This window comes from Terriglobus albidus (assembly GCF_025685425.1).
Taxonomy (GTDB): Bacteria; Acidobacteriota; Terriglobia; order Terriglobales; family Acidobacteriaceae; genus Terriglobus; species Terriglobus albidus.
Genome location: NZ_JAGTAS010000058.1, coordinates 366,640 through 378,293 on the forward strand (window position 1 = coordinate 366,640; position 11,654 = coordinate 378,293).

General features: G+C 56.9%; 8 protein-coding genes. 3 read left to right on the plus strand and 5 right to left on the minus strand.

The window, feature by feature from the left end; translation table 11 throughout:
• Positions 1–136 precede the first annotated feature (136 nt).
• Positions 137–1,789, plus strand: coding sequence for a DUF5060 domain-containing protein (locus OHL21_RS20625; protein WP_263419193.1), 1,653 nt, complete (start codon positions 137–139; stop codon positions 1,787–1,789).
• Positions 1,790–1,798: 9 nt separating this feature from the next.
• Entirely contained in the window at positions 1,799–4,471 is a 2,673-nt protein-coding gene (locus tag OHL21_RS20630) for a hypothetical protein (RefSeq protein WP_263419194.1), read from the plus strand.
• Positions 4,472–4,550: 79 nt separating this feature from the next.
• Here the strand turns inward: OHL21_RS20630 and OHL21_RS20635 are convergent, their stop codons facing one another.
• From OHL21_RS20635 to OHL21_RS20655, 5 genes are all read right to left on the minus strand, one after another.
• A complete protein-coding gene (locus OHL21_RS20635) occupies positions 4,551–5,486 on the minus strand; it encodes a glycoside hydrolase family 43 protein (protein ID WP_263419195.1) in 936 nt (311 codons plus the stop codon).
• The gene (locus tag OHL21_RS20640; protein ID WP_263419196.1) at positions 5,483–7,075 is read right to left on the minus strand and encodes an MGH1-like glycoside hydrolase domain-containing protein; all 1,593 of its coding nucleotides are present in this window, start codon (positions 7,073–7,075) and stop codon (positions 5,483–5,485) included. The genes OHL21_RS20635 and OHL21_RS20640 overlap by 4 nt, the downstream gene beginning before the upstream one ends.
• Positions 7,076–7,123: 48 nt before the next feature.
• Positions 7,124–8,122 carry a zinc-binding alcohol dehydrogenase family protein gene (locus OHL21_RS20645; protein WP_263419197.1) on the minus strand — a complete coding sequence of 333 codons (999 nt, stop codon included), beginning with the start codon at positions 8,120–8,122 and terminating at the stop codon, positions 7,124–7,126.
• Positions 8,119–9,105 (minus strand): aldo/keto reductase, encoded by a 987-nt coding sequence (locus OHL21_RS20650; RefSeq protein WP_263419198.1) that lies wholly within the window; start codon positions 9,103–9,105, stop codon positions 8,119–8,121. Before OHL21_RS20650 ends, OHL21_RS20645 begins: the two co-directional genes overlap by 4 nt.
• A 76-nt stretch (positions 9,106–9,181) precedes the next feature.
• Positions 9,182–10,039: an SAM hydrolase/SAM-dependent halogenase family protein gene (locus OHL21_RS20655; protein WP_263419912.1), complete on the minus strand. Its 858-nt coding sequence runs from the start codon at positions 10,037–10,039 to the stop codon at positions 9,182–9,184.
• 336 nt (positions 10,040–10,375) lie between these two features.
• Here OHL21_RS20655 and OHL21_RS20660 point away from each other — a divergent pair, with 336 nt between their 5' ends.
• Positions 10,376–11,653 carry an MFS transporter gene (locus OHL21_RS20660; protein ID WP_263419199.1) on the plus strand — a complete coding sequence of 426 codons (1,278 nt, stop codon included), beginning with the start codon at positions 10,376–10,378 and terminating at the stop codon, positions 11,651–11,653.
• The last annotated feature ends 1 nt before the right edge of the window (position 11,654 follow it).

Below are 11,654 nucleotides of genomic sequence, written 5' to 3' on the forward strand. Positions count from 1 at the left end.
ACTTGGGTGGCATAAACGACAGCACCTTCCCTTCTCGGCGGATACCTCCACGCAGGATTCGGTTGGTGCTTTCTGTAACAACGAACGATTCGCGATCAGTGATCGATGCGTTCGCTAAGTGGAGACACGCATAACCATGAACCGCCGCGAGATGATGAAGCTGGGGGCTGGAGCCTTCGCAACAACTCTTCCACTGGCCGCGCATGCAGAACATTCATTCCGCAATGCGGCATCGGGTAGCGATGCCACCGCAGAACAAGGCGGGGCAGAGACTATCGAACAGTGGGGAATCTTTGAGGTCGCTCTCAGTGGTCCCACCGAAGGGAACCCATTCCTTGATGTCTCCCTGTCGGCGGAGTTCCGCCATCAGCATCGCGCCGTCAATGTCACCGGTTTCTACGACGGCAACGAAACCTACCGCATCCGCTTCATGCCGGATGCCACCGGCGACTGGAGCTACACCACCACATCCTCAGCCGGTGCACTGCATGGCAAGTCAGGCAGCTTTCGCTGCACCTCTGCCTCGGCGGGGAACCACGGGCCAGTCCACGTCGCTCACCAGTTCCATTTCCAGTATGCGGACGGCACACCGTACTTTCCCTTTGGCACCACCACCTACTCATATCTATTCATGAGCGAACCCTACGATACGCAGACAATTGCCGCGCTGAAGGACTCTCCCTTCAACAAGGTGCGCGTCTGCATTCTGCCAAAGGGACAAGGAAAACGCGGCATGCCGGAGTTTCCGTTCGAGCACGCTGAGGGTTCCAGCAGTGCTCATCACGAAGATCTGAAAGATAACACTCCCTCAAATGCAATCTTCGACTGCGATCGCATCAACCCACGCTACTTCCAATTGATCGAGCGCCGCCTTTTGGAACTCCAGAAGGCCGGTATTGAGGCTGACCTGATCCTCTTTCATCCGTATGACTCCTGGGGCTTCAAATCGATGACTCCGGAGCAGGATGACCGCTATCTTCGCTACGCGATTGCTCGCTTTGCCGGGTATCGGAATGTCTGGTGGGCGATTGCAAACGAATATGACCTGGTAAAGACCAAGAGCCTGGCCGATTGGGATCGTTTCTTCCGCATCACGGTCGCGAGCGATCCCTATAGCCATCTCCGTTCCATCCATCACAGCAAAATCATCTACGACCATTCCAAACCGTGGTGCACGCACGCGAGCCTGCAGGAATATGACTTTCAGAAGTCAGCCGAGCGCCGCGCCGCCTGGAATAAGCCCATCATCTATGACGAGATCCAATACGAGGGCAACATCGCCCGCCGCTGGGGCAATCTCTCTGCGGAAGAGATGACGCGGCGCTTCTGGCTCGCCACAGTTCACGGTGTCTATGCCTCCCACGGAGAGACCTACAAGACACCGCCGGGCGAGCCCGTCTGGAGCGACGGCGGAAAACTGCGCGGTGCCAGCCCACTGCGGATCGCCTTTTTGCGCACGCTGCTGGAACGAACGACGCAAACCGGCGTCAACGAGTTCGAAGATGCCTATTACCCGTCAGCTGGCAAAGAGAAAGAGCTCTATCTCTACTACTTCGACTTCCACTGCGTCGGCGAATACGACTTTCCTCTTCCCGCGGGTGTACGCTTCAAAGCCACACTCATCGATCCCTGGAATATGACGGAGCGCGAGCTTCCCGGCGTGTTTACCGGAAGGTCCACTGGCAGCAGGTTCATCGACGAAAACGCCGCCGATCAGATTCAGGGTGGCGCCAACCACATCGAGCTTACGGGCAAGCCCTACATGGCTGTGCTCTTCCAGAAAGTTTAGGAGTATGACATGCATCTGTTGACACAGGCCCGCGTTCGCATCCGGTCCATTGTGCTTTTCTCCGTCGTCTTTGCCGCACCCGCCATCGTGATGGCAGCTCCTGTAAAGGTCGTCGTCCCGGAACATGCAACGCCCCGTGAACGCTTTGGCGCCGACCGCCTGCAAGCGGCCCTTACCGCGAACCATATTGAGGGTGGTGAAGAGATCATACTCGGTCTGCGTTCCCTTCCCGCAGTCGAAAAATACAAGCAACTGCCGCAGCTATGGCCTGGTGCCACCGAAGCCTTCGTCATCAAGCGCATCGGTAACCAGATCATTGTCGCCGGCAGCGATGCCTCCGGTGTTCTTTACGGAGCGCTGGAACTGGCCGGCCGTATCAACCAGGCACATGCTCTTCCGAAAGAGATCGAGTTCATCGATCATCCAGCGCTGAAGCTGCGCGGAACCTGCATCGGAATGCAGAAGCCTGAGATCACCTACGAAGACGCACAATACGATTACCCCTACACGCCCAAAGACTTTCCCTTCTTCTATGACAAGGCGGAATGGACCCGCTACCTGGATATGATGGTTCGCCAGCGGTCGAACACGCTCTATCTCTGGAATGGTCATCCGTTCACTTCGCTGCTGAAACTGCCGAAGTACCCAGAAGCCCAGGAGCTGAGCGACGCACAATTGAACCAGAACATCGAGATGATGCGCTGGATCACCGCAGAGGCGGACAAGCGCGGTATCTGGCTGCTGCAGGGCTTTTATAACCTTCATCTCTCCCATACATACGCCCGCGCTCACCATCTGCCTTATCACCTGGTGAACCCGACGCCGGAGTCCATCGAGTACACCCGCTACGTCATCTCCGAGTTCATCCGCAACTATCCGAACGTCGGCCTCATGATGACTCTCGGCGAGGCTCTCTCTCCACATAAAGGTGTTGAGCTCATGACCCAGGCCATCATCCCCGGCGTGAAAGACGGCATGAAAGCGCTTGGCACCACAGTGGAGCCGCCGATCGTGCTTCGAGATCATGCCACCGATATCGAAGATGTCCTGAAGGCAAGTAAGCCTCTCTACGGCAATATCGACACACTCTCGAAGTGGAATGGCGAGTCCCTCACCTGGACGAACGATCGCGGCAAAGTGCTTGACCGCTTCAAGCTGCTGGTGGAGAACAGCAACGTCGCCGTCTCCAACGTTCACCTGCTCTCGAACCTCGAGCCCTTCCGCTGGGGAGATCCTGACTTCGTTCGTGAGACCCTGTTGAACTATCAGCGCATCGGCATCGGAGGCGTACACCTCTACCCGCTGCGTTACTGGGACTGGCCCAACGCCGCCGACAAGACCGAGCCCCTGCTCTATCAGCCGGAGCGGGACTGGATCTGGTTTGAAGCCTGGGCTCGCTACGCCTGGAACCCTAATCGTGATCCACAAAAAGAGCGCACGTATTGGGTTCAGGAGTTCGCTCAGCGATTCGGTACTCCACAGGCCGGAGAAAAACTGCTGGATGCCTACACGCTCGCTGGTCCGGCACAACCACGCCTGCTGCCGCGCATCGGTATCACCGAAGGCAATCGTCAGGCGTTTGCTCTCGGTATGACAATGCCGGAGCTGATCGATGCCAAACGCTTTGGCCCCGCTGAGACGCTCTGGACTGCCAATGCTCCAGCCGGCGAGCGCCTGTACGACTACGTAGACCATGAGTTCCATCATCAGCCACACCAGGGAGAAACACCGATTGGCGTAGCCGATACCGTCACCAAGGGCGCAGAGCAGGCGTACGAAGCCGCTAAAGCAGCGGCGCCATATGTCACGAAGAATAAGGACGAGTACGATCGTATCGCCAGCGACATGCAGTGCATCTGGCTTCTGATGCAGTTCTATCAGGCAAAGACCCACGCTGCCGCCGAAGTCATGTTGTTTGGGTATGACAAAGACCAGCAACATCTTCAGAGGGCCGATTCCCTGCTGGCTTCATCGGTCGAGTTCTTCCGCCAACTAACGGACATCACCGACAAGACCTATCGCAATGCAGCCGGTATGCAGACCTCGCAGCGGCAGATCCCTGTACGCGGCGGTCCGAAGACCAATCACTGGCGCGACATCCTCCCCATCTATGAAAGGGAGTTGGCCACGTTCCGTTCACGCTTGAAAAGCATGAATGATCCCGCCGCTCTGGCAGAGGCGCAGAAGCCGGTTGAGAGACTTCCTCAGGTCGTTTTCCAGCTTGAGCCTGGCTCCGGCGAAGCATTCACCGTCAAAGCAGGCGAACCGATCTTTCCCGATGGACCACAGCAGATTGCATCGGTAGCCGGTGAACTGGACGGTATGCGCGGCATCCGCGTCAGCAGCAAGAGCAACGCCCCCATCCGCTTCTCTCTCGACAAACCTGCGCAGGTTCTGGTCGGCTTCGTCCGCAAGGGAGTCAACAAAGCAGGCCCACAGAATGCCGATGCCGAGAACTGGAATATCGCCCTGACCAACGCGGTTGCGTTGAAGGGAGCACCGGCTCTCACCGTATGGGCCGCACCACTCTCCGCCGGACGGAATGAGCTCGACCTTGGCCGTGGAAGCTACGTGATTCTTGGCTTCATCCCACAGGAGACAAAGGTCAAAGCTCGCATCAACTTCTCTACTGCTTCCGTTGATGGAGAGCCACCAAATCTTGACTGGATGTTCGAGGACTAAGACAGATAGCCCTCACTGGTGCCCCAGGTCCCTCGGGGACCTGGGTGTTCGCGCTACGCGCGAACCGTCTTATCGTTTGTTATTTCGAAGCCGTTTTTGATGAATCGTGTCGCTGTTCCAATTGAGATGCCACGGCATCGCTGATCTTCAAAAAACTCCCATGCTTACATCCACGCGGCAGATCAATCTTGTCGGTCGCATCGCTCCAATGCACCCAGTCCGTCGTCTCTACCGCCTTGAACCTTGCCGGCGGACGATAGTAGTCGTAAAAGACCACATATCGATCTCCAATCTGCAAGGCTGACGGTCCCTCACTCCATGTCGGTGTAATCGGTCCGGAGATATTACTCCATGGCCCTTGTACACTGGGCCCACTCGCAACACGAATCTGATAACGCAGCGGGTCCTGGTTCTGGTCCTTGAAGACCAGGTACCACGGAGCCAGATCCTTCCGCGACGTGTTGTGAAAGATCGTCTGGTCGATGGTGACGTATCCAGGGTCGAACCATACCGATGCCTTGGTAAAGCTCCTAAAGTCCGCTGTCATCGACGACCAAATGTGGTGATTGTTCGGCTCGCCTTTCATTGCGGAAGACCACAGAACAAGCCATTTCCCGGCCCTCGTGTCCCAATAGATCTCCGGAGCCCAGGTGTTATTGGTCTGAGGGAAATCAGCCATGATCGGAATCTCCCGCATTCCAGTCCAGTGTTGCAGGTCGTCAGACTCGGCATAACCGATCGACTTGCCTCGCCAATCCCACGTCCATACCAATCGATACTTCCCGTCCGGCCCTTGCGTCAGATAAGGATCGCGGATCTTCTGTCCTGCCGGTGGAAGAAGCCATGGCGTCCCATCATTGAGCGGAGCATAGTGATAGCCATCATGCGACAGGGCAAAGTAAATTCCGGTGTCACCGGGCTCTTTGAAATAAGCAAACAGATAGCTCTCTCCCCGTGTGGCGGCGGTCGTCAATCCCAGCAATATCGAAGCAGCAATGATTCCTCGTTTCATCATCTCTTCGCTCCCGGGAGCTGCACTGTCAGCGGGCCAAGTTCCTCACGATGCGCTGCGATCTTCCCATCGATCCAGACCTGGAAGCCGTGTCCTTTGTGGTAATGGGCCCCCGTGCGGTCATAGACCAAAGTCAACTGATGCCCGTGATAAGGCAACCCGTCCAGGGCAAAGTATTGCCATGTCCCCTCAGGCAGCAACGGCTTGATATGCAAGGTATCTCCTGATTCCGGACGGATGCCTAACAGGCCCGTGATCAGGGGATCGGCAAAACCGGAATGGTTATAGTAATTGCCTCGCCCAACTTGTTTGTTCTTCTCCACCAACATACGGCGCGCAATCCAGTCATCAGCATCCGCGTCACGATCCTCGTCAATCCATGGAATCGACTGACCACCGGGCAATGTGAGGTGTTGCGCCAGCACATAACGGGCAAACAACTTATAGTATTCCCTGTTGCTGATGGCCGACGTTCCTCGTGTCTCCAACAGCTCCGACAACGCTGTCAGTGTCTGGGTTGTCGCAAAGGGCCACATCGGGCCATTCCAGGTGCACTGGTCGCTGCTGGCAAAACGAAACCGCGGACTCCGCTTTTCTGCAGTCGTTGGCCCATACTTTCCTTCAAAACCTTGCGCGTCAAATAATTGATTCCAGGCAATGTCCTGGTCAGGCGTAGCGATGCCATACGTCCATGGGATGTAGCCGATCTGCTCCCGCACGCCTGAAAACTGCATCTGCGTTCCTGGATCGACAAACTTCTTCTGTTTGCGGATGCCAGAATCAGCGGCCGGCGAAAGCACCTCATAAAACTGATCTTTCGTATTCCAAAGCCTCTCATGTATCAGGTTCCGCAGGAGATCTGCTTTACGAATGAACTTCGTGCGCAGATCGGCATCGTCGGTAAGCGCGGCGATCGCCCTCGCGTCCGCCACCATATAGCTGTTCAAGGTCGGACGATATCCATCACCGGAGATCGATTTCTCCATCGCATCCCGGGTGTCGATCGACCAGTACAAGCCATTGCTGTCTCGCTGCGTTGCATCCCAATGCTCCGCATATTGCATGAGCGCAGGTAAATTTTCCCGCACAAGATCGCGGACCCCTGTTGCCAGCGTTACCTGATAGAGGGCATCGGCCAACGGCACGGAATACTTCCACGGATCGGCCTCCGGCTTCAACCAATAGCGTGCATAATCCGCAGCGATCTGGGAGGTGTGCAGCCATCGTGCCTCACGCAAATGAAACGGTGTCGCGTCCGGCAGAACACCATACGCTCCATCCGGGCTCTCCGGCTTCGGCAGCCACTCGGTGATCAGGTAGCCATACTTCTCGCTGCGCACCACGTGTTTCTGGAATGCATACCAGCGGAAATAGTAAAGCTCATTGAAGTCCTTATCGGAAGACTCGAACAGCGGAATATTGGCCGCCATCCAGTGATACGAATCGCTTCCCTGTTTTCCCGTAACCAGCTTCTCCTGCTGGCGAAACTCGTCAACGTAATGACGAAAACTCTCGGGCCGCAGAACGACCTGCCCATACAGGCTGGAAGCCGCGAATAGAACGCTGCAGACGATGGCGTGAATGCACTTCATACAGGTAGTCACGACAATAGGGCTGCAGGGTGACGGTTCGCAATTACGTCAGCGCACCTGCACCATAATCTTCTTCATCGCAGCAGGATTCGCCGCCCAGCGGGCAATATAGTCAGAAGCCTCATCCATTCCCACAACCGCACTGATCGCTTTCTCCACGGGAAAGCGCTTGGCCTCAAGCATCGCAATGACCTCGCGAAAATCGCCGGCCAGGGCATTCCGCGAGCCCATGATGTTGAGCTCCTTCTGCACAAAGAGCTTCGTCTCATAGGAGACCGGCTGCTTAGCGTAGCCGATATAGACAACCCTGCCCGTAAAAGCGACCTGCTCGACCGCCATGCGGAATGTCTCCGGCAGGCCGATCGCCTCAATTACGACATCCGGTCCGCATCCGGTAATCTCCTTCAACTTCACTGCAGCGTCCTCGCGCCGGGTGTTGATCAGGTGTCCGGCTCCGGCGGCGCGGGCAATCTCCAGCTTCTCGTCATCCTGGTCGATCGCAATCGTCTGAGCGCCTCGGAACGCCGAGCCGGCCACCGCGCCCAGCCCGACGCCACCGCAACCGAAGATCGCGACCGTATCACTTTCTGTCACCCGCCCCCGCGCCACGGCGTGAAATCCGACAGTTAAAGGCTCTACCAGGCACAGCTCACGCAGACCCAAGGAAGGTGAGGTGTACAACTTCTCCTCCGGCACGCGGATGCGTTCCGTCAACGCGCCATCGCGTTGCACACCCATGGTCTGATTGAACTCGCAGGCGTTCACACACCCGTTGCGGCATGATGGGCAACATCCACAGCTCGTATAAGGCGAGACCGTTACCCGCGTGCCCGCAGGGTATTTCTCCGATCCTTCCAACACAGTCGCTGCAATCTCGTGCCCCGGAACCCTCGGATAGCTCACCATCGGATTGTTTCCGCGATAGCTGTTCAGGTCCGATCCACAAAGGCCAACCATCTCTACCTGCAGCAGAACACCTTCGTTGCCTGGCTCTGGGACATCTGTCATCGCCAGCTCACCAGGAGCAACCATCGTCAACGCTTTCATGCTTTCGCCACCTTGATCTCGTCTTCTTCCAATCCTGCCATCGCGCGTTTCGTGTCTTCGTTCTCCGGGCGCCCCTGCGGCCATGAGGTGTTGTATACCGGAGACACCTGACGTTGCACGGTCTGCAACACCTCGGCATCCGGGTCAAAATCCAGCGCAGCACACGCCGAGTCGACCTGCCCGGCACTGGCAAATCCCATCAACGTCGATGCAACGGATGGATGTTGCAGACACGTCCACATCGAAAGCGTGGCGGGATCCACGCCGGACGAACGGCAGAACCCAACCACCTCTGCCCCGGCTGCACGCACCGCAGGCGGAGCCGGGTGCCATTCGGGAAGCTTAACTCCTCCCAGAATCCCCATGTGCAGTGGCGACGCATTGATCAGCCCGATCCCCAACCGCGCCGCTGCCGGACACAAGGCTTCATCCATGTCATTCGAAAAGAGATTCCAGTGGCAGTAGTTCAATACGGTATCGACCGGCGCCTCTGCGGCCACCCTCGCGAGCAAGCCCGGCCAATATCCGGTAATACCGACATACCGGGCCTTGCCCTGCCGCTTTAGCTCCCATAAGGCAGGAATCGTCTCGTGAATGACCTGATCGATATCTCCGAACTCGATGTCGTGTGCCTGGATCAGGTCCACCGCATCAGTCCGCAATCGCCGCAGGGAGGTTTCCAGGCTGGCAGTAATCCCCTTCGCCGAAAAATCGAATCGATCAGAGCCATTGCGCCCGCACTTGGTCGCCAGCACTACATTCCTTCGATGTGGAACAAGCGCAGTTCCGAGGCGCTCCTCCGCCAGCCCATCTCCGTAATAAGGAGAGACGTCGAAAAAATTGATGCCGGCATCCACCGCCCGACCTACCAGGGCGTCATCTCCAGCCTGTGGAACGGGGGAAAAGACATTGCCCAGCGGCGAAGCGCCGAACCCGATAACGGAAACGGAAAGACCGGTAGAGCCGAGAATTCGATAGCGCATAGTAAACGTAACAGTTAACGTTTACTGAAATGCGGGGGAATTAGCAATCACTCTCTACCCCATTCAATGAGGCCATCTAGTGCTTGTGCGGAATCTCCAGCACCATATGCCTCTCGATATGATTCCGTTCCGCGAAGTTCCCCTGGTTGATCGCGATACTGAGCCTGTCTCTCGAATCGATGTAAAGCAGATCTTTTCCAACGGGAACATCGTCAAACGTTCTCACGAACGGTATGCGGTAGGCTTTTCCGTTCAGCGTCAGCGGGACGGCGTCTCCATGGGAATAGCCGAGCTTCGCGAAGAGAGTCTGCGGCACGTTGAGGACCAGGTTTCCATAAGGTCCATCTGTCCCGATGACCTCCGCATGCAGACCTTTTTCGTCGACCTTTGCCACCGTTCCGTGCAGCCTGACAAGTTGCGCGACGGGAATCTCAGGACCTGCTGTCGTCCAATCATCCCCACGCGCAAGATGCGCGGCCGCTGGAGAGAAGATGTCACGCCCATGAAAGGTGGACGAAAGCTTCGCCCCAATCATCCACTCTGGACTGGTTATCTCTCGTGCGGCTTCCAGGCCATCGCGTTCCGCAATGCCGGTAATTAAGCCGTTGTCAGGCAGTACGAAGTACTGCCCCACCCTCGATTTCACGATAATCGCTTTCCGCGCTGTACCAACACCAGGATCAATCACCGCAACAAACACGGCATCCTTTGCAAAATAGGGAGCACTTCCAGCGAGAAACCGCGCGCCTTCGCTGATATCAAAGGGCGTAACCTGGTGCGTGATATCGATGATGGTAGCCGTGGGAGCAATGCCGTGCATGACGGCATGACAGATGCCTACCGCATCATCTTTCGTATCGAAGTCGGTCAGAAATCCGATCGTGCGCGATCCTGTTTGGCCAAGTGCTCCAGCACCGAGACTCAAAAGAACCATCGGAACAAGAAGCAAGAACGACAGAGCATTTTTCCTGCAGGTGTAGAGTAGGGCTTCCGCATTTATGGGCGCTTTCCGCAATGAAAACGCCGCTGCACTCCTCTGCCGGAATACCCAGCAACAGGAAAAATGCTCTAGATATCGAAAAGCTCTCAAAGCCAACTCCTCACTCGCTGAATGTTTGCTCACCGAAGGGCTACGGAAATTTGACAGCCAGTTCCCCTCTAAGGCATTATCCACACGATAGCGGCAGAGAATCGAAAGCCGCCCCACCGCCCGTCTTCTATGGGTGCTGGGGCGGCTTTTATCTTTTTACGGCAGCAGAAGGGCGGTCCCATGGAATCCACGGCCTCATTCCCAGAGATACAGACCTCGCATAGCCCTTCGCGGCTCGATGCCATCGGCATACCTCCCGTTCTTCTATGGGGGTTCGTAGGTCTGCTGCTGTTCATGATTGGCGATGGCGTCGAATCAGGCTTTCTCACCCCTTACCTGGTAAGCCGCGGACTCACCATCGGGGATGCGGCAACCATCTCGTCTGTTTATGGAGCGATGGCTGCCCTGGCCGGATGGCTCTCAGGAGCTCTCTCTGATGTATGGGGACCCCGCCGTGTCATCAAGATCGGCCTTGTCCTCTGGCTGATCTTCCAGGTGCTATTCCTGACTCTCGGCCTGCAGCATGCCACCTATCCCGCAGTCCTGATGACCTACGGCCTGCGCGGTCTCGGCTATCCGCTCTTTGCCTTTGGCTTCCTGGTATGGATCACGCTCGCTGCACCGAAACAGCGTCTCGCTTCCGCCATGGGCTGGTTCTGGTTTGCCTTCACCGGCGGCCTTCCCACGCTGGGATCGCAGGTAGCCCGGCTTTCCATTCCCTATTTTGGCCAGTACGGTACCTTCTGGATTGCCACAGCTCTCGTTCTCATCGGAGGAGCGGCTCTGCTGATCGGTGTCCGCGAACCTCGCGGACGCTCACGTCTCATCGCGGAGACTGACAGTCCGTTTCACGCACTCCTCAACTTAGTCACACTGGCATGGCGGAGGCCGAAGACCGGAATTGCCTGTATCGTACGCGTCATCAACACGGCTCCTGAGTTCGGGTTCTTCGTCATTCTTCCGGCGTTCTTTCAGGACCGCATCGGGTTCACCCAGGCACAGTTCCTCACGCTGCTCAGCGCCATCTTTCTCTCCAACATCATCTGGAACCTGCTCTTTGGTCTGATCGGTGACCGGTTTGGCTGGCGGCAGACGGTGGCCATCTGCGGCGGCCTTGGATGCACCATCACCACACTCGCGCTTTACTACGTCCCTCTGGCGACGAAGAGTTATGGCCTCAGCGTCGTCACCGGCATGCTCTACGGCGCTACACTCGCCGGCTATGTCCCACTCTCCGCGCTGGCTCCGATGCTGGCTCCGGAAAATCGCGGCGAAGCTCTCTCGCTGCTCAGCCTGGGTGCAGGCGGCGCCATGCTCGTTGGTCCGGGCCTCGTACGCATCTTCTATCACTCTGTTGGCATCGTCGGTCTTATGTGGATCTTTGCCGGTCTCTACCTGTTGAGCAGCCTGCTCGCATGGACCCTAACCATCCCGAATGAACCGAACTCCGAGATCTGAC

What these genes read in the sequence shown, in the direction of transcription:
- OHL21_RS20625 (WP_263419193.1), top strand. Translation starts at nt 137, where the DNA reads ATGAACCGCCGCGAGATGATGAAGCTGGGGGCTGGAGCCTTCGCAACA.
- OHL21_RS20630 (WP_263419194.1), top strand. Translation starts at nt 1,799, where the DNA reads ATGCATCTGTTGACACAGGCCCGCGTTCGCATCCGGTCCATTGTGCTT.
- OHL21_RS20635 (WP_263419195.1), bottom strand. Translation starts at nt 5,486, where the DNA reads ATGATGAAACGAGGAATCATTGCTGCTTCGATATTGCTGGGATTGACG.
- OHL21_RS20640 (WP_263419196.1), bottom strand. Translation starts at nt 7,075, where the DNA reads ATGAAGTGCATTCACGCCATCGTCTGCAGCGTTCTATTCGCGGCTTCC.
- OHL21_RS20645 (WP_263419197.1), bottom strand. Translation starts at nt 8,122, where the DNA reads ATGAAAGCGTTGACGATGGTTGCTCCTGGTGAGCTGGCGATGACAGAT.
- OHL21_RS20650 (WP_263419198.1), bottom strand. Translation starts at nt 9,105, where the DNA reads ATGCGCTATCGAATTCTCGGCTCTACCGGTCTTTCCGTTTCCGTTATC.
- OHL21_RS20655 (WP_263419912.1), bottom strand. Translation starts at nt 10,039, where the DNA reads ATGGTTCTTTTGAGTCTCGGTGCTGGAGCACTTGGCCAAACAGGATCG.
- OHL21_RS20660 (WP_263419199.1), top strand. Translation starts at nt 10,376, where the DNA reads ATGGAATCCACGGCCTCATTCCCAGAGATACAGACCTCGCATAGCCCT.